Source organism: Paenochrobactrum glaciei (assembly GCF_039522165.1).
Lineage (GTDB): Bacteria > Pseudomonadota > Alphaproteobacteria > Rhizobiales > Rhizobiaceae > Paenochrobactrum > Paenochrobactrum glaciei.
Genome location: NZ_BAAADE010000001.1, coordinates 1,091,621 through 1,114,024, shown reverse-complemented (window position 1 = coordinate 1,114,024; position 22,404 = coordinate 1,091,621). Strand labels below are relative to the sequence as shown.

At 50.6% G+C, this 22,404-nt stretch carries 19 protein-coding genes and 1 tRNA gene; 10 read left to right on the top strand and 10 right to left on the bottom strand.

Annotation, left to right across the window (positions count from 1 at the left end; all coding sequences use genetic code 11):
- Window positions 1–244: 244 nt before the first annotated feature.
- Window positions 245–445, bottom strand: coding sequence for a hypothetical protein (locus ABDZ76_RS05180; RefSeq protein ID WP_343802219.1), 201 nt, complete (start codon window positions 443–445; stop codon window positions 245–247).
- A gap of 147 nt (window positions 446–592) precedes the next feature.
- On the opposite strand from ABDZ76_RS05180, the gene ABDZ76_RS05175 reads away from it, so the two are divergent.
- A tRNA-Thr gene (locus ABDZ76_RS05175) sits at window positions 593–667 on the top strand.
- Between the two features lie 211 nt (window positions 668–878).
- Here the strand turns inward: ABDZ76_RS05175 and ABDZ76_RS05170 are convergent.
- From ABDZ76_RS05170 to ABDZ76_RS05145, 6 genes are all read right to left on the bottom strand, one after another.
- Entirely contained in the window at window positions 879–1,865 is a 987-nt protein-coding gene (locus ABDZ76_RS05170; protein WP_343802216.1) for a diaminopimelate dehydrogenase, read from the bottom strand.
- Between the two features lie 139 nt (window positions 1,866–2,004).
- Complete coding sequence (locus tag ABDZ76_RS05165; protein WP_343802213.1) at window positions 2,005–2,571, bottom strand: DUF924 family protein; 567 nt, start codon at window positions 2,569–2,571, stop codon at window positions 2,005–2,007.
- Between the two features lie 60 nt (window positions 2,572–2,631).
- On the bottom strand, window positions 2,632–3,474 hold the full coding sequence (locus ABDZ76_RS05160; RefSeq protein WP_343802210.1) for a metal ABC transporter permease: 843 nt from the start codon (window positions 3,472–3,474) through the stop codon (window positions 2,632–2,634).
- Window positions 3,471–4,340 carry a metal ABC transporter permease gene (locus ABDZ76_RS05155; RefSeq protein WP_343802207.1) on the bottom strand — a complete coding sequence of 290 codons (870 nt, stop codon included), beginning with the start codon at window positions 4,338–4,340 and terminating at the stop codon, window positions 3,471–3,473. The genes ABDZ76_RS05160 and ABDZ76_RS05155 overlap by 4 nt, the downstream gene beginning before the upstream one ends.
- Window positions 4,340–5,287, bottom strand: coding sequence for a manganese/iron ABC transporter ATP-binding protein (locus tag ABDZ76_RS05150; RefSeq protein ID WP_343802204.1), 948 nt, complete (start codon window positions 5,285–5,287; stop codon window positions 4,340–4,342). The genes ABDZ76_RS05155 and ABDZ76_RS05150 overlap by 1 nt, the downstream gene beginning before the upstream one ends.
- Window positions 5,284–6,141 (bottom strand): metal ABC transporter substrate-binding protein, encoded by an 858-nt coding sequence (locus ABDZ76_RS05145; protein ID WP_343803122.1) that lies wholly within the window; start codon window positions 6,139–6,141, stop codon window positions 5,284–5,286. The genes ABDZ76_RS05150 and ABDZ76_RS05145 overlap by 4 nt, the downstream gene beginning before the upstream one ends.
- A gap of 790 nt (window positions 6,142–6,931) precedes the next feature.
- Between ABDZ76_RS05145 and ABDZ76_RS05140 the strand changes: the two genes are divergently transcribed.
- The 9 genes from ABDZ76_RS05140 to ABDZ76_RS05100 all read left to right on the top strand — a co-directional run bounded on the left by ABDZ76_RS05140 (window position 6,932) and on the right by ABDZ76_RS05100 (window position 15,191).
- Window positions 6,932–7,876, top strand: coding sequence for a helix-turn-helix domain-containing protein (locus ABDZ76_RS05140; RefSeq protein WP_343802201.1), 945 nt, complete (start codon window positions 6,932–6,934; stop codon window positions 7,874–7,876).
- A gap of 213 nt (window positions 7,877–8,089) precedes the next feature.
- Entirely contained in the window at window positions 8,090–8,515 is a 426-nt protein-coding gene (locus ABDZ76_RS05135; RefSeq protein ID WP_343802197.1) for a DUF2852 domain-containing protein, read from the top strand.
- Window positions 8,516–8,683: 168 nt separating this feature from the next.
- Window positions 8,684–9,445 carry a M48 family metallopeptidase gene (locus ABDZ76_RS05130; RefSeq protein ID WP_343802194.1) on the top strand — a complete coding sequence of 254 codons (762 nt, stop codon included), beginning with the start codon at window positions 8,684–8,686 and terminating at the stop codon, window positions 9,443–9,445.
- On the top strand, window positions 9,442–10,068 hold the full coding sequence (locus ABDZ76_RS05125) for a YdcF family protein (protein WP_343802191.1): 627 nt from the start codon (window positions 9,442–9,444) through the stop codon (window positions 10,066–10,068). The genes ABDZ76_RS05130 and ABDZ76_RS05125 overlap by 4 nt, the downstream gene beginning before the upstream one ends.
- 82 nt (window positions 10,069–10,150) lie before the next feature.
- Window positions 10,151–10,822: a phosphoribosylanthranilate isomerase gene (locus ABDZ76_RS05120; protein ID WP_343802188.1), complete on the top strand. Its 672-nt coding sequence runs from the start codon at window positions 10,151–10,153 to the stop codon at window positions 10,820–10,822.
- 32 nt (window positions 10,823–10,854) lie between these two features.
- Window positions 10,855–12,063 (top strand): tryptophan synthase subunit beta, encoded by a 1,209-nt coding sequence (gene trpB, locus ABDZ76_RS05115; protein ID WP_374844590.1) that lies wholly within the window; start codon window positions 10,855–10,857, stop codon window positions 12,061–12,063.
- Window positions 12,064–12,065: 2 nt separating this feature from the next.
- Window positions 12,066–12,905, top strand: coding sequence for a tryptophan synthase subunit alpha (gene trpA, locus ABDZ76_RS05110; protein ID WP_343802182.1), 840 nt, complete (start codon window positions 12,066–12,068; stop codon window positions 12,903–12,905).
- A 42-nt stretch (window positions 12,906–12,947) separates the two neighbouring features.
- Window positions 12,948–13,853, top strand: coding sequence for an acetyl-CoA carboxylase, carboxyltransferase subunit beta (accD, locus tag ABDZ76_RS05105; RefSeq protein WP_343802178.1), 906 nt, complete (start codon window positions 12,948–12,950; stop codon window positions 13,851–13,853).
- Between the two features lie 45 nt (window positions 13,854–13,898).
- Window positions 13,899–15,191: a bifunctional folylpolyglutamate synthase/dihydrofolate synthase gene (locus tag ABDZ76_RS05100; protein WP_343803119.1), complete on the top strand. Its 1,293-nt coding sequence runs from the start codon at window positions 13,899–13,901 to the stop codon at window positions 15,189–15,191.
- A gap of 88 nt (window positions 15,192–15,279) precedes the next feature.
- On the opposite strand, the gene trxA is transcribed toward ABDZ76_RS05100, so the two are convergent.
- The 3 genes from trxA to addB form a co-directional block, all read right to left on the bottom strand.
- The gene (trxA, locus tag ABDZ76_RS05095) at window positions 15,280–15,603 is read right to left on the bottom strand and encodes a thioredoxin (RefSeq protein ID WP_184221366.1); all 324 of its coding nucleotides are present in this window, start codon (window positions 15,601–15,603) and stop codon (window positions 15,280–15,282) included.
- Between the two features lie 113 nt (window positions 15,604–15,716).
- Window positions 15,717–19,247, bottom strand: coding sequence for a double-strand break repair helicase AddA (addA, locus tag ABDZ76_RS05090; RefSeq protein ID WP_343802173.1), 3,531 nt, complete (start codon window positions 19,245–19,247; stop codon window positions 15,717–15,719).
- Window positions 19,244–22,396 (bottom strand): double-strand break repair protein AddB, encoded by a 3,153-nt coding sequence (gene addB / locus ABDZ76_RS05085; RefSeq protein ID WP_343802170.1) that lies wholly within the window; start codon window positions 22,394–22,396, stop codon window positions 19,244–19,246. Before addB ends, addA begins: the two co-directional genes overlap by 4 nt.
- Window positions 22,397–22,404 lie beyond the last annotated feature (8 nt).

The window sequence follows — 22,404 nt, the reverse complement described above, 5'->3', positions numbered from 1 at the left end:
CTCTACACTAAACCGGTAACGCGCCGGTTAATGAAAAAGAATGCCGGTTGTGAGGCTTAAACAATAACTGTGCTTGCGGACGAAACTGAAAGTGCTGGGTACAGAAATGTGAAGCGGATGCCAAGTAGACTTATCACTTGAAAGTGATTCTAGGTCAGCTTTTTGTCCGCATCAAGGGCAGAGCCGTTTTTCGCGTTTCTCAGGATCAAAAGTGAGCTGTGATTCGCGAAGCAACTGATTCTCTTCAAGCTTTTTCATCTTTTTCCGTATTTTCCGGTGTGGATGCAGCTTTGATTCCCTCTTGGCGGCTGTCTTCTGCACCGGCTCTGCGGGCACGAACCTGCGCTTTCCGGCGCTGAAGATTCGCTCTTAATTGCTCGGAGCGGCGTTTTTCCTGTGCTAAACGCTGTTTTTCCTGTTCTGTTAATGGTTTATCTTCACTCATGTTCATTTTTGCTCTGGACTGATCAGTGGGAAAAGGCTATCTGCCGTGCCAGCAAACGCGGATTTCCACAATCTGAAAAAAGAATTACAATTGCTGTCTTGCGGTTTTGGTTCTTATGTGGCAGAAGTCCGCCGCAATCAAGTGTTTGCTGCGGTAGCTCAGTGGTAGAGCACTCCATTGGTAATGGAGAGGTCGGGAGTTCGAACCTCCCTCGCAGCACCAGTTTCCCCCTTTTAAAATTTAAATTCACTGGTGCGCCGCGCGGCTCTCAATCATTTGAGCATTTTCGCGGGCAAAGATTTTGCAATCATCTTTTATTATGATTCTGCGCTGGTCGTTGCCTGCTATTTGCCGGGCATTTTTGATGCGCTTAAAAACAAAAAAGCTCCGGTTCGGTGGAACCAGAGCTTTTTTTATTCACTGCAAAAAAGAATCAGAGCAGTTCAGCGCGCAATTGTGCAGCTGATTTGACCGAGAGAAGGCCAGGAGCGACATCAAACACGGTTTTGGCACCATGCTGGCCGGATTGTGCCATGCGATGCACAGCGCGTGCATAGGTCACCAGAACGCTGGCGGTAAATTCCGGATTGCTGTCGAGCTTCAGGCTATATTCCACCACTTGTGCATTCTGGTCGGAAGTATTGCCGCTGCGAATAACGAAGCCGCCATGCACCATCGCCTGATGGTCGCGTGCCAGTTCTTCAGCCGAGATGAAATTGACGGTGGTGTCGTAATCGGCAAAATAATCCGGCATGGTGACGATTTTTTCACGCACAGTATCGGCATCTGCACCTTCCTGCAAAACAACGAAGCATTCACGCTTGTGCTTTTCACGGGTGGTCAGCACAGGGCGCGAGGCGCTGCGCACCTTTTCGATAGCTTCCGGCACAGGGCGGGTATATTGCACGCCACCAGCAACACCTGACACACGGCGGATTGCATCCGAATGGCCTTGGCTGAGACCATCACCCCAGAAGGTGTAGGTTTCGCCGTCCGGCAGCAGGGCTTCGCTCATCACGCGGTTGATTGAGAACATGCCCGGATCCCAGCCGGCAGAAATCAGCGCGGTTCTTTTGTTCGGCAGTGCAGCAGCATCAACAGCTGCAAAATATTCCGGAATACGTGCATGCGTGTCGAAACTATCCACTGTGTTGAAAAGGGCTGCCAGTTCTGGCCCTTGTTCCGGCAAATCCTGCTTGGAACCGCCGCACAAAATCAAAACGTCAATTTTATCCTGATGGGTTTTCAGCTCATCCATGCTGAAAACCTGCACATTTTCGGTCAGTGGCGATACCTGTGCCGGTGGGCGGCGGGTGTAAATGCCTGTCAGCTGCATATCAGGATTTTTCTTGATGGCTGCTTCAACGCCGCGTCCTAGGTTTCCGTGGCCGGCAATGGCGATCCGGATGAGTTCAGCCATAATGATATATCCTTATAGTTAAGCTTTGGGTGGCTTTTAATCAGTCAAAAAACCGATAGCACATCACGCTCTCAGATCAAGAATTTCTGTTCCTGATCTGAGGCGGAATTGCGATTTTTTAAAAGGGAAAAGTGAAGTTTTAAAAGCCCGAATGGGTTTTAAGAAACTCGGTTTCTTCGCTCGTGTTTTCACGTTTCAATGCCGCATTGCGATGCGGGAAACGGCCAAACTGCGCGATGATATCGAGGTGCTGATGCGCGTAATCCAGTGAATTGGCATTGCCCAGCACTTCATAAAGCGCAACGCTTTTTTTCTGATCATTCAGGTCTTCGCTATGCATCAATGGCAGATAGAAAAAGGCACGTTCTTTCGCGGTTAATTGCTGGTCAAAGCCTTTTTCAATCGCTGCTTTGGCAATTTGGCGGGCTTTGGCATCGCTTTCAAACGCACGGCCGGAACCGCGGAACATATTGCGCGGAAACTGATCGAGAATAATGGTGAGGGCGAGGGCGGAGTGCAGCTCACTGCCCCAAGCATCCAGCGCGCCGTTATGGGCTTGCTCATAAAGAGCTGCGAAGCGTTGTTTGATGTCTTCATCGAGGTCATCACTGCGCACAAACCAATGTTTCTCGACATTTTCCGAGAACCAGAAATCCAGAACATCTTGTGCTGAGGTGTTTTGTGCCGGGGCGCTTTGTGAAGGCATGGTCATCTCCGTTAATCTTTGATGTCGATGCCTTCACTTTGCAATGTTTTATACACGCTTTCAAGACGAGGTGTGTTGTGCCTCGATACGTGCTGCCTTGCGGGTGGCTGATGTAAAGGCTGCGATAAAGCAGATTGCCATCAGCAGAACGATTGTTGGCGCCGGAGCACTGTCGAGGAAAAAAGCCAGATAAACACCAAGGAAGGATGTGCTGAGCCCGACGACAATGGCGACGATTAGCATGGAGCTGAACTTGCGTGTGATCAGGAAGGCAATGGCACCCGGTGCAATCAGCAAAGCAATGGCCAGAATGATCCCGACTGCCGACAAAGCGCCGACAATGGTGAGCGAGATCATGCAGAGCAAGCCGTAATGAAGCAAGCGCACCGGCAGGCCAACAGCCCGCGCATGGGCGGCATCAAAAGCATGCAGCAGGAAATCGCGCCACTTGACCGCTAAAATGCCGGTGACACCCAATGCAATCAGGCCGGTTTCGATGATGTCCTGAAAGCTTACGCCCAGCATATCGCCAAACAAGATGTGGTTAAGGTGAACGCTGGTTTCGATTTTGACATAGAGCACAAGGCCTAAGCCAAACATACCAGAAAACACTACACCCATAACCGTATCTTGTTTGATGCGGCTGTTTTCTTTCAGAAAGCCGGTCGAAATCGCACAGAACATACCAGCGATAAAGGCACCTATGGCGTAAGGAATGCCGATAATATAGGCAATCACCACGCCCGGGAAAACGGCATGGCTGATGGCATCCCCCATCAGTGACCAGCCCTTCAGCACCATGAAGCAAGACAGGATACTGGCAGGAATAGCAATCAGCAGCGAGATGATAAATGCATAGCGCATAAACTCGAACTGAAACGGCATCAAGAGAGTATCAATCATTGGTCAAGCTCCCCTGACAAGCGCAGCGTTTCTGTAGCCCGTTTGCGCGCGGCCAGCATGCCGTGCTTAGGCGCAAAGAAAAATGCGATCAGGAAGATGGCTGTCTGCATGACAACGATGATGCCGCCGGTAGCGCCGTCCAGAAAATAGCTGATATAGGCACCGACAAAGCTGGTGATCATGCCGATCAGGACGGCAATTGTCAGCAAACGCGGAAAGCGGTCTGTGAGAAGATAAGCGGTCGCACCCGGTGTCACCACAAGGCAGATCACCAGAAATGCACCCACTGTCTGCATTGCAGCCACAGTACAAGCTGCCAGCAATGTGAAGAAAATGATCTTCAACAGGGAAGGATTGAGGCCGATAGAACGGGCATGGCTTTCATCGAAGAAAACCACCATCAGGTCTTTCCATTTCACCAGCAAAACAGCGAGCGAAATAAAGCCGATAATCGCAAGCTGCAATGTATCTTCCGGTGTGATGGCCAGAATATTGCCGAGCACAATCGTGTTGATGCTGACTGCTGTTGGTTTAAGCGAAACCATAAACAGGCCAAGCCCGAAGAAGGACGAGAAAATCAGCCCGATAATCGCATCTTCTTTAAGTTTGGTGCGCTGGTTCAAAAACAGCATGGCTGCGGCTGCCAGACCACCGGAGAAAAATGCACCGATGGAAAAAGGCAGACCCAGCATATAAGCGCCGGCAACGCCCGGCACGATAGAATGCGAAAGCGCGTCACCGATCAGCGACCAGCCTTTCAGCATCAGATAGGCAGAGAGAAAAGCACAAACACCACCAACCAAGGCTGATACCCACATGGCATTGACCATATATTGGTAGCTGAATGGCTCAAGCAGCACACTCATTATGCTTTTCCTTTTACCGGCTTACCAGTTGATTGAGACGATGATTTATTTGCGGAAGCTGGCTGTTGCACGGGTCTGTCCTCATGCAGGATCAGCGGTCTTTCATCATCGGTAATAATGCCGAGCGATTTTTCGCCGCCATGATCATCTTGGTTCAGAACCAGATGGCGCAAGACACCGCCAAAGGTTTTTTCCAGATTTTCCTGCGTAAATGTATCTTCGGTAAAGCCATAAGCCAGAACCGTACGTTTCAGCAGTACTGTGCGGTCACAAAACTCCGGTACACTTCCCAGATTATGGGTTGAGACCAGCATGATGCGGCCTTCTTCACGCAGTGAGCGCAGCAATTCGATGATCTGATCTTCGGTCTTGATATCAACACCGGTGAATGGTTCATCGAGCAAAATCAGCTTGCTGTCTTGCGCCAAGGCACGCGCCAGAAAGACACGTTTTTTCTGACCACCTGACAATTCACCGATCTGGCGCTTGCGAAATTCTGTCATATTAACGCGTGCAAGGGCTGCGGTCACAGCTTCATGGTCGGCACGTTTGGGAATGCGCATCATGCCCATATGGCCATAACGCCCCATCATCACGACATCTTCAACCAGAACCGGGAAGTTCCAGTCGACATCTTCGCTCTGCGGTACATAGGCGACCATGTTTTTCTTCAATGCTTTGGCGACAGGTTCGCCAAAGACAGAGATTTCACCGCGCGCCAGATTAACAAAGCCCATAATGGCCTTGAACAGCGTAGACTTACCTGAACCATTAACACCAACAAGTGCGGTGATGGTGCCGGAAGGCAGGCTGAATGTTGCATCTTTAAGTGCGGTGTGGCCGTTACGATAGGTAACAGTGGCATTATCGACTGAAAGTGCCGCCACCGGATTTAATAATCCGGCGGCGGTGTTCAGGCTTGCAGTTGGGAGAGTTTGCGGCTTCATTCTGCAAGCCCTTTGGCGACTGTACCTGAGGTCACTTTCAGGAGGTCAATATAGGTGGGAACCGGACCTGACGGATCGCTGAGTGAATCCACGTACAGTACGCCGCCATATTTGGCACCGGTTTCACGCGCTACCTGTTTGGCAGGCTTGTCGGAAATGGTGCTTTCGGAGAAGACGACGGTAATTTGGTTTTTCTTAACCTCGTCGATCACTTTTCGCACCTGCTGTGGCGTGCCCTGCTGATCGGCGTTGATTGGCCAGAGGTAAAGTTCTTTAAGATCAAAATCGCGTGCCAGATAAGAGAAGGCACCTTCACTGGAAACGAGCCAGCGCTTGTCAGCCGGAATAGCAGCGAGTTCTGCTCTGATCGGATCAATGGTCGCTTTGATCTGGTCTTTATAGGTTTCGGCGTTTTTCGCATAAATATCTTTGTTTGCCGGATCATGCTCCATGAAAGCATCACGGATATTGTCGACGTAAATCAGCGCTGCATTTGGTGACATCCATGCATGCGGATTTGGCTTGCCATTATAAGGGCCTTCTGTAATCCCCATTGGCTCGACGCCTTCTGAGACAACAGCACTTGGAACATTTTTCAGGTTCTGAAAGAATTGTTCAAACCACAATTCAAGACCAAGACCATTCCAGAAAATCAGATCGGCATCCTGTGCCTTGATGATATCACCGGGTGTCGGCTGATAGTCATGAATTTCGGCATTTGGTTTGGTAATGGATTCTACAATCGCAGCATCACCGGCTACGTTTTTGGCGATATCGGCAATCACGGTAAATGTTGTGACAGCTTTAAACTTCTCTTGCGCCCATGCGGAGCCACTGACGAGTGTGGATACCATAAGAGCAGAGAGCGCAGAGATGATCTTGGTTTTCACTGAAACAGTCATACGGCTGGCATTCTTTCTTGCTATTGATTTGCAACTGCGATTATATTTAAGGCAAATGCAAATCAATAGCAAGTAGCTTTTGCAATTAGTCTTCTCGTTTCAATTGCATGGAAGATGACTACGCTCTGTTTGCGCAGCTGTTATCACTGCAAACATCGATGATGCGCTTTACCTGCAATCAATGGGTTCCCGAGCAAATAGGTATTTCCTCTTTTCTAAAAGAAACGGGCGGCGTAAAAGAGTGAAAGAAGTAGAAGAAAGCAGGATGTTAAGTCTAAAAAATGATGACGTATGAAATTTATTATATGAATAAGCATAGTTGGAAGCCTTGCTGAAAAAGAAGAATTCTCTTTGTTCCAGTGCGTGAGATTTTGTACATTAGCAAATTTGAATAAATTCAATCAAAAGTTGTCTGTGAGGACTGTTAAATTTTTCAGTAGACAAAGATATAGATTATAGCATTGTTTTTGTTTATTTATCTTATTTTATATAGGTTTTTATTAACCAAAATTGGGTTGTGGCCTATAGTAAAACGCAGATTATTTACACGTATAAATTGCATTTGAGGAAATAATCATGCTAGCGTGTAAGTGGAATCGTTTTATGGAGAGCAAGTTTTAACCGGCTTGTGCGGCACAAAATGATTTCAATATAAATCTAAGTTCATTTTAAACTTCTTACTCAAGAAGCTGCGAATATATTTTTAAAAATCTAATAAAGTTAATAATCATTGGGGATTTTAATGAGTATGTATTCTATTCATCCAGCTCATAGTGCGGGTTCTCTTGATAAGCGGTTTAGCCAAGAGCGTCAGCCGGAGCGCAATTTTTTGCGCGCAGCCGGTGAGCGCTGTTTGACGACAACCAATGGTAAATTAACCTATGCCGTGACACCGGCGGGATCGGGTTCTGCTAGTTTTGATGATCTGACGGCGATTATTATCATGTCCGCAACACGCGATCTGCATTGGAAAACGGCGACTGGACGCAACGAAACCTTCAATGCACCGGCTGGCACAATTTTAGTCGTGCCTGCCGATACAATGCTTGAAATGTCATGGTCGGTGCAAAAAGAACATCTGGTGGTCAAGCTGGATGTACAAACACTGGAAGCGGCTTGTGAGGGTGAAAAGGCTCTGACGGCTGAGGAGTATTTTCCGGCACCTGCCCGTTTTGTTGATGCCAAATGCTTGCAGGTCGCACATTTATTGCGTGCAGAAATGCAGAAGAACGGCCCGGTTATTGAGCATTATCTGGATGCTTTGAAAACGGTTTTCGTGACACTGCTTTTACAAAATCATTCGGTGCTGCGCCGTAATTATGACCGGCAGGAAATGGGTGGTTTGAGTTATCATTCGATGCGGCAGATCGAAAATTACCTGCGGGATAATTTTTGCAAGAAGATTTCTGTCACGTCGATGGCTAACTTCTTAGGTGTTTCGCCCGGTCATTTTCTGACTTCCTTCAGGGAAAGTTTTGGCCAGACCCCGCATCAATATTTACTGATGCTACGCCTGAATGAAGCCGAACGCCGCTTGCAGGAGACAGATGAAAGTCTGGCGGATATTGCCGATAAGATTGGCTTCTCTTCGCAAAGCCATATGACCACAGCTTTGAAGAAAAACCGCAGCACAACACCGGGTGAATTGCGACGTATGCGTTTTCGCAACCGGACAACGACTGTATAAAAATCAATTATATGAGTGACTTGTAAGATAATAAATGCCGGTTCTTGAATTGCCATATTTCATTGCCCACCTGCGAAATGAAGCGGCCATTCAGGGATCGGCTTTTTATGTGTGGATATGCATCGCATTGGCTTTGAGTAATGTCTTTGGGCGATGTGTAAAACTAGCATGAGGGCACCCAAAAGACAGGCTGTAAAATTTAAGAGGTATGTCATGAAAAATGCTGCATTAATTCGCCCGGCATGGACACCTGTCACGATAGCCTTGATGGTCATCGGTTTTGTTGTCTTCTGGCCGTTGGGGCTGGCTATGCTGGCTTATATCATCTGGGGTGACCGTCTGGATGGTTTAAAAAAAGACGTCAATGCGACGACCGATAATGTCATGAATGCTGCCCGTAAGGGTTTTGGGAATTTTGATGGCGGTTCTGTCTATCGTTCAAGCGGCAATGCTGCTTTTGACGAGTGGCGCGATCAGGAGCTTGCACGTCTGGAAGCAGAGCGTCGTAAGCTTGATGAAGCGAAGGCGGAGTTCGAGCTTCATATGAAAGAATTGCGCCGTGCCAGAGACCGGCAGGAGTTTGAACGCTTTATGGAAGGACGTTCACCGAAGGGTGATATTTCTGCCGATCAGGCGTAATTCAGTAAGATAATTTATAATAACATACTGAAATTGATATGAAAAATGAAACACAGTGCATCTGATGGTGCGCTGTGTTTTTTGTTGTTTCTCATCGTTTTTAACGGAGAAAATCATAAAGCCGCTTTAGCTGCTGAAGTTTTGCCGCGAATCATTTACGGTTATTTTATGGCTTTCTCCTTTTTTCGCGCTGCACCTGCGAAACATTCTGTTGATACAGGCCCTCGCACTCATGAAGTTGCGGGACGGGTTTTGCCATTAAAAATTGTCGAAAACCCGCGTGCCCGCAGATTTACCTTGCGCATTGATGCCGGTGGTAAAGGCTTGCGTGTGACGGTGCCGCCAAAGGTGCCAAGCAGTGAGATTGACCGTTTTATTTCACGCCATCAGGGCTGGCTGGAAAGCCGGATTTGCCAAATTCCGGCGGTGCAAACTGTCCGTGCCGGTGGCGTTTTTCCCTTTCGTGGCGTTGATCATCAGATCGTGCATGAGCCGGACAAGCGCGGGATTACCCATGTGCGGACAGGTGATGACGGTCAGCCGCAATTAATCGTTTTTGGAAATGCCGAGCATCTATCGCGTCGTATTGCAGATTTTCTTAAAAAAGAGATCAAACGCGAAATTGAGATGCTGGTTGCCCAACATACGGCTGCTGTGGGACGCAAAGCCACGGCAGTTCGTTTTAAAGATACAAAAAGCCGTTGGGGATCTTGCACCTCCAAGGGTGTGTTATCTTTTTCGTGGCGGATAGGCATGGCGCCCCCGCCGGTGATTAATTATCTCGTGGCACATGAAGTGGCGCATCTCATTGAGATGAACCACGGTCCGGCTTTCTGGAAATTGTGTCATGAATTATGCCCCGATACCGTGGATTGCCGTCATTGGCTCACACGTAACGGTGCAGCATTGCAAGCCATCGAGTTTTCATGAACGACCAAATTCTCGCTTCTGCAAAAGTGCTCTGGGATTTCCATAGCATTTACGATCCGCTTAAAACTGCTGACCTGATTGTCGGCTTTGGTAGCTATGATTTGCGCGTGGCGGAAAGAGTAGCCGAACTTTTCAATGAAGGTTTGGCGCCGCTGATCGTTTTGACCGGTCACTCCGGCAATTGGACAGAAGGGCTTTATCGGGCCAGTGAAGCCGAAGCTTTTGCGGAAGTTTTGGCCGCAGCCGGTGTGCCTGAAGAGGCGGTAATGCTTGAAAAGGCTGCCACCAATATTGGTGAGAATATTCTCTTTACAAAAGAACTGATGGCACCAGGTGCTTTAAGCGCCATTATGGTGACCAAGCCGCAAACGCAGCGCCGCGTAAGGGCAACGGCAGCCCGTCGCTGGCCGGAAGCCTCCATTATGATGACTGCACCTTTGATCTCCTTTGAAGAGCAGCCGACCGATCAGGTTCCGATGGAATTGCTGATTAATGAGCTGACAGGCGATCTGGCCCGTATTCTCGATTATCCGGCTAAAGGTTTTCAGGTGGCACAGGCCGTGCCGCTCGATGTCCTTGAGGCTTATGAGTTTTTGATCGCGCAAGGCTTCGACAAGCATTGAAACATGCTTTTAAGCAGCCCGTTGTTGAGGATCAGCCTACGAAATGCTCGACAGTTGAACGAATTTATGCAACGTGACGTGCATGAATTTTGATCTTAAAATCTGCGGGCTCAAGACCCCTGAAGCGGTATCGGCTGTGCTTGAGGGTGGCGCAACGCATATCGGTTTTATCTTTTTCCCTAAAAGTCCCCGCCATATCGGTGTGGAAGAGGCTGGCTGTTTGCGTGTGGCGGCACAAGGGCGGGCGCAGGTTGTGGCAGTCACGGTAGACGCCGATGATGATTATCTGGCTGAGATTGTGAACCATGTGCGCCCTGATATTTTGCAATTGCACGGGCAGGAAACACCGGAGCGGGTCAAGCTTCTTAAAGAGCGTTTTGGCCTGCCGGTGATTAAAGCTTTCGCGATACGTAATTTTGATGATCTTGAAGCGATTAAGCCGTATAAAGGGATCGCAGACCGGTTTTTGTTTGATGCCAAACCGCCGAAGGGTTCTGAATTACCCGGTGGTAATGGTGTTTCCTTTGACTGGGAACTGCTGACAAAGCTTGACGGCGATGTAGATTACATGCTTTCGGGTGGGCTTAATGCGGGCAATATTGCGCAGGCGCTGGTTCAGACAGGTGCGCAGGCAATAGATGTTTCGTCCGGTGTTGAGGCGCGCGCCGGTGAAAAAGATGTGCGGCTGATTGAAGAGTTTTTACAGGCGGTAGGTGAGGCCAAAGCAATGGCTGCCTCACAAACCAAAGCCTGAACACAAGTGGAGCGGATACGTTGAGCAAGGCAATGGAACCTAATTCTTATAAGACCGGTCCTGATGAAGAGGGCATGTTTGGCATTTTCGGTGGCCGTTTTGTCGCCGAAACATTGATGCCGCTCATTCTCGAATTGCAGGATGCTTACGCTGCCGCCAAGGAAGATCCTGAGTTTCAGGCAGAGTTGAAAAACCTGTCGGAAAATTATGCCGGTCGCCCGTCCAAGCTTTATTATGCTGAAGGCCTGACCAAGCATTTGGGCGGCGCTAAAATTTACTTTAAGCGCGAAGACCTCAACCATACCGGCAGCCACAAAATCAATAACTGCCTTGGCCAGATTTTGCTTGCCAAGCGTATGGGCAAAACCCGCATCATCGCAGAAACCGGCGCTGGTCAGCATGGTGTGGCATCGGCCACTCTGGCGGCGCGTTTTGGTTTCCCTTGCACTGTTTATATGGGCGCCACCGACGTTGAACGTCAGAAGCCGAATGTGTTCCGCATGCATTTGCTGGGGGCTGAGGTCAAGCCTGTCGCGGCTGGTAACGGCACTTTGAAAGATGCGATGAACGAAGCGTTGCGTGACTGGGTCACCAATGTGGAAGACACTTATTATCTGATCGGCACAGCTGCCGGCCCGCATCCTTATCCGGAACTGGTGCGTGATTTCCAGTCGGTGATTGGTATTGAAGCACGCGAACAGATTTTGGAAAAAGAAGGCCGTCTGCCGGATGTGATTATCGCAGCCGTTGGTGGTGGTTCCAATGCTATCGGTCTGTTCCATTCATTCCTTGATGATTCAAGCGTTAAGATTGTCGGCGTTGAAGCTGGCGGCCGCGGTGTGGATGGCGATGAACATTGTGCATCCATGAATAAAGGCCGTCCGGGTGTTCTGCACGGCAACCGCACTTATTTGTTGCAAAACGAAGATGGCCAGATTTTAGAAGGTCATTCGGTTTCTGCCGGTCTTGATTATCCGGGTGTCGGCCCTGAACATGCATGGCTTCGTGATACAGGCCGTGTGGATTATGTGCCGATTTTGGATGATGAGGCGCTGGATGCGTTTCAGGTAACCACCCGCACGGAAGGTATTATTCCGGCACTTGAATCGGCTCATGCGCTGGCACAGGCCATTAAAATGGCTCCGACAATGAGCAAGGATGAAATCATCATCGTCAACATTTCCGGACGCGGTGATAAAGACGTCCACACTGTTGGCGCTCTTCTGGGCATGGAGATCTAAGCATGACCGCACGTATGGATAGTAAATTTGCGGCTTTGAAAGCTGAAGGTCGTCCAGCACTCATCACTTATTTTATGGGTGGTGATCCGGATTTTGAAACTTCACTGGCTGTGATGAAAGCGCTGCCGAAAGCCGGTGCTGATGTGGTTGAGCTCGGCATGCCGTTTTCTGATCCGATGGCTGATGGCCCTGCCATTCAGGCAGCCGGTCTTCGTTCGCTGGCCGCTGGCCAGACATTGAAAAAGACCCTGAAAATGGCAGAAGAATTCCGCAAAAGCGATGACACCACACCGATTGTGTTGATGGGCTATTATAACCCGATCTATATTTACGGTGTGGATGCTTTTGTGCGTGATGCTAAAGCTGCCGGTATTGATGGTTTGATCGTTGTTGACCTGCCGTCTGAAATGGATGCGGAATTGTGCATTCCGGCATTGGAAGCAGGCTTGAATTTTATTCGCCTTGCAACGCCAACCACGGATGAAAAACGTTTGCCTGCGGTTTTGAAAAACTCTTCCGGCTTCGTTTATTATGTTTCGATGAACGGTATTACCGGTTCGGCTGTTCCTGATACAGCCAAGGTTGCCGCTTCTGTGAAAAATATCAAAGCGCATACAGATTTGCCTGTTTGCGTTGGCTTTGGTGTTAAAACACCTGAACAGGCACGCGCGATCAGCGCCACTGCCGACGGCGTCGTCGTTGGCTCGGCGATTGTCAATGCGGTTGCCGCAAACCTTGATGAAAACGGCAAAGTAACAGGTGATCCTGTTGCTGATGTTTCAAAACTGGTCGGCGAACTTTCTGCAAGTGTTCGTGCCGTCCGCCTTGAAGCTGCCCAATAAGTTACCCATAATAAGAACAAGAAAAACTACGGAAAAGTCACCATGAACTGGATTACAAATTACGTTCGTCCAAAAATCAACTCGATGCTTGGCCGTCGTGAAATGCCGGAAAACCTCTGGATCAAGGATCCGTCAACCGGTGAAATGGTGTTTCATAAGGATCTGGAAAGCAACCAGTGGGTTATCCCTGCTTCCGGCCATCATATGCGTATTCCGGGCAAAGACCGCCTGCGTTTCTTCTTCGATAAAGGCGAATATACTACGCTGGAAACACCAAAAGTACCGGTTGATCCGCTGAAGTTCCGCGATGAAAAGCGTTATATTGATCGCCTGAAAGACTATCGCAACCGCACAGGTCTTGAAGATGCAGTGATCAGTGCTGTCGGCACCATTGAAGGTTTGCCGATTGTTGCTGCGGTGCAGGAATTTGCCTTTATGGGCGGTTCGCTTGGTATGGCTGCCGGTGAAACCATCATCAGAAGCTTTGAAAAAGCTATTGAACTGAAGCGTCCGCTGGTGCTGTTTGCCTCTTCAGGTGGTGCACGTATGCAGGAAGGCATTCTCTCGCTGATGCAGCTGCCACGCACCACTGTGCTGGTTGAAATGCTCAAAGAAGCTGGCCTGCCTTATATTGTTGTTCTGACCAACCCGACCACCGGTGGTGTGACCGCTTCTTATGCAATGCTGGGCGATATCCACATTGCAGAACCGGGCGCTTTGATCGGCTTTGCTGGTCCGCGCGTGATCGAACAAACCATCCGTGAAAAACTGCCGGAAGGCTTCCAGAGCGCAGAATATCTGATGGAGCACGGTATGGTGGACATGGTTGTGCCACGCACCGAGCTGAAAGAAACCATTGCCCGTCTTTTGAAAATGATGATGAAGCAGCCAGCGACAAAATCAGCCGAGACAAAAGAAGTGGCAACCAAAACCGCTCCTGCCGTTTAAGAAGTCATTATCATGAGCAAAGCTGCCGCCGCCATTGAGCGGTTGATGGAATTGCACCCAAAGGGATTCGATCTTTCACTGGATCGGATCCTGCGGCTTTTAGAGCGGCTGGGTAATCCTCATCTCAACTTACCGCCTGTTATTCATATTGCCGGCACCAATGGTAAGGGGTCGACGTCAGCTTTTACACGCGCATTGCTGGAAGCCTCCGGCTTGAGCGTGCATGTGCATACTTCGCCGCATCTGGTCAATTGGCATGAGCGCTATCGCTTGGGCGCGCAGGGCGGCGGGCAATATGTATCTGATGATGTGCTGGCCGAGGCGATTGAACGTGTCGCTGTGGCTAATAATGGTGAATATATCACCGTTTTCGAGATCATGGCCGCTGTTGCGTTTGTGCTTTTTTCCGAGCATCCGGCCGATGCTGTCGTGCTGGAAGTCGGCCTTGGCGGACGCTTTGATGCCACCAATGTGGTGGTTGATCCGGCTGTTTCCGTCATCTTGCCGATCGGTATCGATCATACGGCATTTTTAGGCGACACAATCGAAGCAATTGCCGGTGAAAAAGCCGGAATTATGAAGCGTGGCTGTCCGGTGGTTATCGGTTTCCAGCCAAGTGTGGCAGCGCTTGATGTACTGGTGGATAAGGCAGAACGCTTAAGATGTCCGGTCACAGTTTACGGACAGGATTTCATCGCTTTTGAAGAACATGGCCGGATGGTTTTTCAGGACGAGGAAGGGCTTGTTGATTTGCCTTTGCCGCGTTTGCCTGGGCGTCATCAGCTTTCTAACGCAGCAGCAGCCATTGAGGCTGTGCGCATGGCCGGTTTTGATCTAACCGATAAAGCCATTGAAAAAGCCATGCTGGTGGTGGAATGGCCTGCACGTATGCAGCGTTTAACCCATGGTGCATTGGTTGATCTTGCCCCTAACGGTTCTGAAATCTGGCTTGATGGCGGGCATAATCCGGCCGCAGGGCTTGTCATTGCCGAAGCTTTTGCTGAATTGGAAGACCGTGTCCCGCGCCCGCTTTATTTGATCACAGGTATGATCAATACCAAAGATCCGAAAGGCTTTTTTGAAGCTTTTGCCGGTATGGCGCGCCGTGTCTTCACAGTGCCGATTGGCTCCAGTGACGCGAGCATCAATAATGCCGATCTGGCACTGGCGGCAGAAGCCGCAGGCATTCCGGCAGAGCCGGTTCACTCTGTTGCCAATGCTTTGAAACTGCTGCGTGATGCAAGCACCAATGATGAAGTGCCACCGCGCATTCTGATCGGCGGTTCGCTCTATCTGGCAGGTGATGTGCTGCATGAAAATGGCACGCCGCCTGTGTGATCAGGGCTGTTTGAGCAGCTTTAAAATGAGATCATAAAAAAAGCGGCTTCGTGAGAAGCCGCTTTTTTTAATCTTAAACATCAGCCGATTAAGCAGCTGAATTTTTGATCCAGTCAGCCAAACGGCTTTTAGGTGCTGCACCAACCATATTGGCTGCAACTTCACCGTTCTTGAACATCAACAGGGTCGGGATTGAACGTACGCCGAACTGAGCTGCGAGTTCCGGATTTTCGTCAATGTTGAGCTTGGCGATTTTAACCTGACCTGCCATTTCAGCAGCGATTTCGTCCAATGACGGTGCAATCATTTTGCAAGGGCCGCACCATTCAGCCCAGAAATCTACGACAACAGGCACATCGGCCTGCAAAACGTCGGACTGGAAGTTGCTGTTGTCAATTTTTACGGTTGCCATGGGGCGTTCCTTTTCGATTCTATGTGCCACATTATGTGGTGTTTGATGCGCCTTGCGTCAAGCATATATAGTTTAATTCTCACATCTGTGAACCAATCTCAGATGCGTAAACCTCATTCATCCGCAATTTTCTCAGATTTGTGTTTTGCAAGTTTTGTGATGGCTTGCTCCATTGCCTCTTCCGGCAGTTCAATCAGGATTGGCGCTTCGGTGAAAAGCAGTGCCGCTTCAATTTTATGCTGCGGATAAAGCGGTTTCATCAGCTCGCGGTAAAGGGCAAGCTGCGTGATATAGGCAGAAGGCACCTCTTCAAGCGTCAAAGCAGGCGGGCGATTGGTTTTATAATCAATGATGCGAACGGTTGTATCGCTCACGCTCAGGCGGTCGATAATGCCGGAAACGGCTTGTTCTTTGCCGTTTAAATCGAGCATACCCATTACGGAAACTTCCGTTTTGGAATTGACCTCAAAAACCTCGGCAAAGGCTGGATCATTGAGAATTGTCTCAATCGATTTCCACGCTTTTTCGCGGTTTTCCGCGCTCCAGTCTTTTCCGGCATGTTGCAAATATTGTTGAGCCGAAGACGCTCGCTCATCAACGGGCACATTAGGCAAATGCTGCAACAAAGCATGCATGATAGTGCCGCGCTGGAGCGCAAAAGCGGGGCTGTTGTTTAATGGTTCCAGCACTGGCGATTGATTGCCGATTGGCGGCGCATCTTCCAGTTCAATCAGTGCGGAAGCCCCCGATGGTGTCAGCGGACGGGGCATGCCCTTTTCCGGTGCCATACGGGTGCGGAAAGCCTCCGGTAATGGCGGATAGCTATGTGGCGTAGTTTCTTCCGTTTCATGAAGCGTAATGTCGCCAAGCGGTGTTTTTTGATAGCGCCGCGCGCTTACCCCTTCCACCGGATGCTCAAAAACATCCGAAAGCGGGTTTAAAGCATCATCAACAAGCTTGTGCCATGTCTCACCGCTTTCGCGCACGCCACGATAGCCGCAGACAATCAAACGGTCTTCGGCGCGCGTCATACCCACATAAAGAAGGCGGCGATATTCTTCCTCAGAGCGGGTTTTCAATTCCTCGCGCTGCTCAATCGTGGCACTTGTTTCAAGAGACTTGTTCGGTTGCCATAAATAGCCCTTGCCCTGAAAACCGTCCGGCTCGTGCATGGGAATGGCGATGAGTTTGGGTGCCAGACTACTTGTCCATGCGCTATTGCCCGGATCAACCAGAAAAACAATAGCCGCTTCCAGCCCCTTAGAGGCATGCACAGTCATGATGCGCACTTCATCGCGGCTTTGGTCCAGCTCGCGTTTAATCTCCGGTGTGGCGGCTTCCAGCGTCTCTAAAAAGGATTGTAAGCCCGGCAGTCCGGCACGCTCTGTTGCCAGTGCATAATTTTGAAACTCATCAATAATATCTCCGGCTTCCGGCCCAAGACGCGCCAGCAGCAAACGGCGCGCACCATCTGCACTTAAAATATGGGTATAGAATTCATAAACCGGCATAGTATCGGCCATTGAACGCCAGTGGCTGAGCTTTTTGTGCACTTTGGCAAGTTTGGCATCATCGCGGGAAGCCTGATAGAGTTTTTCAAACAATATCTGACCTTTGGCGCGATCATGGGCAAGCGCAAATAATTTATCATCATCCCAGCCGAAAAGCGGGCTTTTCAACAAAGCAGCAAGCGAGAGATTATCAGCAGGCTGCAACACAAAGCGCCCGATTGCCATCAAGTCCTGAATGGCAATATGAGAGGTCAGGCGCAAACGGTCAGCACCCGCAACAGGCACCAGATTGTTTTTCAGTGCGCGCGAGAGTGCAGGCATGAACTGGTCGCGTTTGCGCACCAGCACCATAATATCTCGCGGGGCGATCTTGCGTCCCTTGCCGGGAATAATCGCACCACTATCAAGCCAATGGCGGATGGTTAAGGCAATCTGGTCAGCAAGCCGAATGGCGGGCGCTGCCAGATGATCGACAGGGGTGCGCCAGTCATCCGGCTCTTCCACCACATGCGGTGTCAGCATATCCCAGATTTCAACGTCACCCGGTGCATCGCTGCGGATGGCGGCATGAAGCGTCGGGGCAGGTTCAAGCCCAAGTCCGCGAAACGCTTCAGGGCGCGAAAACACTTCATCCACCGCACTTAAAACATCCGGCGTGGAACGGAAGGAAAAATTGAGGCTCACTTTTTCAAAAGTAAGCTCGGCACGTTCGGCTTGTTTTTTAACATCTTGGCCGGAGGCGGCAAAATCTTCAGGCACAGCCCCTTGGAAAGAGTAGATCGATTGTTTTTCATCGCCCACAGCAAATAGTGTGCGCCGGACATCACGCTGGCCAAGGCCGGAGAAAAACTCATCCGACAGCATACGGATAACGCGCCATTGGTCGGGGCTGGTATCTTGTGCTTCATCGACAAGCACATGATCAATGCCGCGATCAAGCTTATATTGCACCCATTGTCCCGCACCATCACGGGCAAGAAGCGCCACGGTGCGGGTAATGAGATCATCAAAATCCAGCAAACCGCGGCGGCGTTTCAGCAATTGATAGCGGGACAAAAGCTCGTCGATAATCTGATAGGCAGCAAGATTAAGCCGTACCAGACGCAACAGTTTTATCCGCTCCATCGCCTCATAAATGCGGGTGGACACTTCGGTGAAACGATCATCAAAATCTGGCAGCAGTTTCCGCACTGCTGCCGAGCCGACATAAGAGGCAGCTTTCGGCATGCCGTCGGTCTTTTTCAAAAATGCTTCCGCGAGCACTTCCTGCTTGTCGCGCAAAGTTTCCACTTTGCTCAGCTGTTTTAGTTGCAGGGCAAAATCCTGTGCGCGTGCCGCTCCTTTCGGGATGGAAAGGATGAGGTCAAGCACATCTTCCTCAAATTCCAATACCGGTAATTGGTCATTAAGAATGGTTGCTTCTGTCTCATGAGGCTCAAAACGGAAGATGCTGCGTAACGCAGCTTCGCGCTCTGATGCCACGCCAAGAGCCGTCAAAAACTCTTGCAAACCGTGGCGTTGCCAGATGGCTTCATCAAGCAGGTTCTGCAGGCCAAATTCCCCTGCTGCATCAAGCACCTGCGTGAAGGCTTCAGCCAAAATCAAGTTGCCGCCATTATGCGCTGTTTCCAGCAATTGACGACGCGCTTCAGCGATGAGCGCTGCCTGCATCAAATCGTCGAGCATTTCAAAATGGCCGGCAATATTGGCTTCCAGTGGAAACTGATGCAGGATCGCTTCGCAAAATGCGTGAATGGTCTGAATTTTCAAACCACCCGGCGTTTCCAACGCACGGGCAAACAGACGACGTGCCACATTCAGGCGGGCATTGGATGGGCTTTGCCCTTCCAGTTTTTCCAGCACTTTTGCCAGTTGCGCATCATCCAGCATCGCCCAATCGGAAAGCCGTGAGAAAACGCGGTTTTGCATCACCGCAGCTGCGGCTTTGGTGTAAGTCAGGCAGAGGATTTTTGAAGGGTCTGTGCCTTCCAGCAAGAGGCGAATAACGCGCTCGGTCAAAACATGCGTTTTGCCGGAACCGGCATTGGCCGAAACCCAGACACTGTCAAACGGATTGGCAGCTTTGCTCTGCGCTAAAATTGTTTCCGGCGGAATGTTCAAAGGCTTTTTCATTCGCTTGATCCTTCACCGCCATCAGCGCCACCGGCCGACCATTCCAGCACGCGGGCGAGGTGGTCATAATCGCCGGTGAGATCGGTTTCACGAAACGGCAGGGCGCGGGATAAATAGCCCTTGGTCTGGCTCTTATATTCGCTCAGCAATTCTTCTAACCTGCGCCATGCTTCCTCGCCAATTTCGGGTGCGGTTTTCTGGCTTGGTTCCGGTCGGCTGATTTTCAAAATGGATTCCGGCACGACCGCGCCATTGGCTTTAAGGCGCACATATAGAAGATCAGAGGCTGGTATTTCCCCCACTTCTTCAAAGGCACCGCGTGCTTGCAGCGCTGCTTCCAGTGCTAGCTGCGGGGACAGCAAAATATGTGCCTGTTTAGGTGAGGGCGTGGAACCGGTTTTAAAGTCAATAATTTCGGTAGTGCCATCCTGCATCATATCAACACGGTCGGCACGGCCTGAAAGCGTGATGCCGAGCGAGCCGACTTCACGTTTTTTCGAGGCGATTTCGGCGTGACGCGTTTTGACGTTATAGTTGCGATCACGCTCCCAGTTTAAAAACTCCGGCACCAAAGCTTCAAAGCGAGGCCACCAGACGGCTTCGATCTCAACCGGCAAATCGGCATCAGCAAAAAACTGACGGCCGATTTCGATCAGATTTTGATGGGCTTCGGCTGCCATGACATCAAACCCTGATTGGGTGAAATGACCAATAATATCATGAAACAGCGTGCCGCGCTCGGCAGGTCCGGGATCACGGATCAGCGGATCAAGCGGGTTCAATTTCAGGATTTTACGGGCATAAATCGCATATGGGTCGCGCCGCAATGTTTCAATATCAGTGACCGAGAAATGCGTTGGCCGCGCTTCAACCGGCGGCTTCGGCTCAGGACGTTTAACGAAAGGCACATCCGCAGAGCGGTCGATTTCACGCGCCCAATGCAAAAAGCGTGCCCCACGCTGGCGCATGTGCTCGGTCACTTCATTACCAAGCACCGTTTGCAGACGTTGCAGCCAGCGTGATGGCACGGTGGGTGCATTGTCGGTGCGATCAGCACGCGAAAGCACGACATGATCCATGCCCAAAGCCATCTGGAAATCATGAGCGGCAAGGCCGGTGCGTCGTTCCGGTGGTTCCAATGCGATCTGCGCTTTCATCGGGCGCGACATGAAAGGGTCATTGCGTGTTTTGGACGGCCAGCTGCCTTCATTGAGGCCACCGATAATCACCGTATCAATGGTTTGCAGACGGGCTTCCAGCGCGCCCCAAATAAACAGGCGCGGATTACCACCCGGACGCGGTTTGACAGTTTCGCCGGAAATCAATGCTTCAAAAACAGCTGGCCATTCAATGGTTTCAAATTCCAGCTCGGCTTCAGTGGCAATCAGATTGCGCAAAAGGGAGGCAAATTGTTCGCCAGCCTCGCCGGAATAAAGTGCGCCGACATTTCCCTGTTCATCACGCGCGAGTGTTTCAAGCACCTCCACGCTTGCACGCACAATCGCTGCCATATCCGTGTGCTGACCGGCACTTTTGGTGAAATCAGCCAGCGGTTTAACCGCTTGCGAGAGTTCTTCACACAAAGTCCGTGCATTTGTGATCTGTTCTTCAACCGTCAGATCAATCCATAAAGGCTTGCGGTTGGCATTCAGCCCTTCGGTGAGTTTACCTTCAAAAAACTCCGGCAATTCAGCAATCGACGCACGGCCTGTACCGCCGCGAAAGGCAATCAGTTCCAGCGCTTCTGCGGCTAAGCGGCGTTCGATGCGAGGTTTGCCAAGCTTTGTCAGCGGGTGTTTCAGCAATGCCAGCAGTGCCACCGGATCGCCCGGATTAAAGACGGTTTCAATCACCAGCCGCATGAGGGTGACAGGTTCGGCATCGCGTAAAAAACGCCCGCCGGAATCATCGGCTTCAATGCCGAAGCGGGCAAGCTCTGCGGCCACACGGCGCGCCAGATTACGGTCGGCGGTGACAAGGGCTGCGGTTTTGTTTTGATCGCTGATGGCTTCACGTAAAGCACAGGCAACGCTTAAAGCTTCTTCGCGCTCATTGGCCGTTTCAATCAGATCAATCTGACGTGTGGCTGCCAAGCGATGCTCAATTGTCATATCCGGCTGCTGCAAGAGATCGCGCCAATGTTCGGTGCTTTCTGCCGGCCGCAAAGCTTCAGCCGCAATGCGCTCTAATGTCCGCTTTTCAGGCGAGTGGTCGGGCAGATGTTCAACTGCATCGCGATTGGTGCTCATGCGGGTGAGCAGCTGATAAAAACCATATTGCGGATGGCCGAAAGTGGATGGATTTTGTTCAGGCCTGCCTAAAATGTGCCAGGCGGCATCATCAAGGTCGCGGTCAAGGCCGGGTAGCACAAGTGCGCCTTGCGGCAGTTTGGCAATGGTTGCAATCAGTTCGGCAGTGGCCGGAATAGAGCCGGTCGTACCGGCAGCAATCACAGGGCCATCAGGGGGAAAGCGCTTGAGCCGATCGGTTTCGATTTCAATCAGGCGATTACGATAGGCAGCGGGATTGGTAACGCTGCGCTCTTTCAAAACTTCCGGCCAAAGAGTGGTGACGATTTCCAGAAAGCTCAATGTTACCCGCCACCAATCGGCAAGTTCATCAGGCGCGATGAGTTTCAGCTCTGCCCAATCGGCACTTTCAGTTTCGACCTGATCCATCAGATTGGCCAGATCACGTGCCAGCCAGATGGCATCGGCGGTGGTGGTCGGCACTGAGACATCTTCAACGCCAAAAAGGGCGCGCACATGTTCAGGCAGGCTCTCGCGCCACGGTTTGATCAGGCGGGTGAGCAAAAGTAAGCGTTCAGCCTTGTTGATCGGCGGGTCGAGTTGCAGAAATTCCCGCGCATCGGCATCAAAGAAGACTGCATCCTCATCCACATCACCGAGTGCACGGATAGAAGGCAGGATCGCCGAACGGGCATGGCTTTTTTCAACGAGAAGTGAGCGCAGGCTACGTGCCGCACGGCGTGTCGGCACATAGATGGTGGCTTTGGCCAGTGCTAAAGGATCGCTTGGATCAGCCGGAAAGCCTTTGATGATTTTACCTTGTAACAAGGCATCGACAAAGCTTGACAGAAAGGGCGTGCCGGGCGGAATGGAAAAGATGTGCGGGGTTTGGGTGCTCATTCTTTTCT

Bases quoted from the DNA above. Each gene is read 5' to 3' on its own strand.
- ABDZ76_RS05170 (WP_343802216.1), bottom strand. From the start codon at position 1,865: ATGGCTGAACTCATCCGGATCGCCATTGCCGGCCACGGAAACCTAGGA.
- ABDZ76_RS05155 (WP_343802207.1), bottom strand. From the start codon at position 4,340: ATGAGTGTGCTGCTTGAGCCATTCAGCTACCAATATATGGTCAATGCC.
- ABDZ76_RS05165 (WP_343802213.1), bottom strand. From the start codon at position 2,571: ATGCCTTCACAAAGCGCCCCGGCACAAAACACCTCAGCACAAGATGTT.
- ABDZ76_RS05160 (WP_343802210.1), bottom strand. From the start codon at position 3,474: ATGATTGATACTCTCTTGATGCCGTTTCAGTTCGAGTTTATGCGCTAT.
- trxA (WP_184221366.1), bottom strand. From the start codon at position 15,603: ATGGCAACCGTAAAAATTGACAACAGCAACTTCCAGTCCGACGTTTTG.
- ABDZ76_RS05140 (WP_343802201.1), top strand. From the start codon at position 6,932: ATGAGTATGTATTCTATTCATCCAGCTCATAGTGCGGGTTCTCTTGAT.
- ABDZ76_RS05150 (WP_343802204.1), bottom strand. From the start codon at position 5,287: ATGAAGCCGCAAACTCTCCCAACTGCAAGCCTGAACACCGCCGCCGGA.
- trpA (WP_343802182.1), top strand. From the start codon at position 12,066: ATGACCGCACGTATGGATAGTAAATTTGCGGCTTTGAAAGCTGAAGGT.
- ABDZ76_RS05130 (WP_343802194.1), top strand. From the start codon at position 8,684: ATGGCTTTCTCCTTTTTTCGCGCTGCACCTGCGAAACATTCTGTTGAT.
- ABDZ76_RS05180 (WP_343802219.1), bottom strand. From the start codon at position 445: ATGAGTGAAGATAAACCATTAACAGAACAGGAAAAACAGCGTTTAGCA.
- ABDZ76_RS05135 (WP_343802197.1), top strand. From the start codon at position 8,090: ATGAAAAATGCTGCATTAATTCGCCCGGCATGGACACCTGTCACGATA.
- addB (WP_343802170.1), bottom strand. From the start codon at position 22,396: ATGAGCACCCAAACCCCGCACATCTTTTCCATTCCGCCCGGCACGCCC.
- trpB (WP_374844590.1), top strand. From the start codon at position 10,855: ATGGAACCTAATTCTTATAAGACCGGTCCTGATGAAGAGGGCATGTTT.
- addA (WP_343802173.1), bottom strand. From the start codon at position 19,247: ATGAAAAAGCCTTTGAACATTCCGCCGGAAACAATTTTAGCGCAGAGC.
- ABDZ76_RS05120 (WP_343802188.1), top strand. From the start codon at position 10,151: ATGAATTTTGATCTTAAAATCTGCGGGCTCAAGACCCCTGAAGCGGTA.
- ABDZ76_RS05100 (WP_343803119.1), top strand. From the start codon at position 13,899: ATGGAATTGCACCCAAAGGGATTCGATCTTTCACTGGATCGGATCCTG.
- ABDZ76_RS05145 (WP_343803122.1), bottom strand. From the start codon at position 6,141: ATGGTATCCACACTCGTCAGTGGCTCCGCATGGGCGCAAGAGAAGTTT.
- accD (WP_343802178.1), top strand. From the start codon at position 12,948: ATGAACTGGATTACAAATTACGTTCGTCCAAAAATCAACTCGATGCTT.
- ABDZ76_RS05125 (WP_343802191.1), top strand. From the start codon at position 9,442: ATGAACGACCAAATTCTCGCTTCTGCAAAAGTGCTCTGGGATTTCCAT.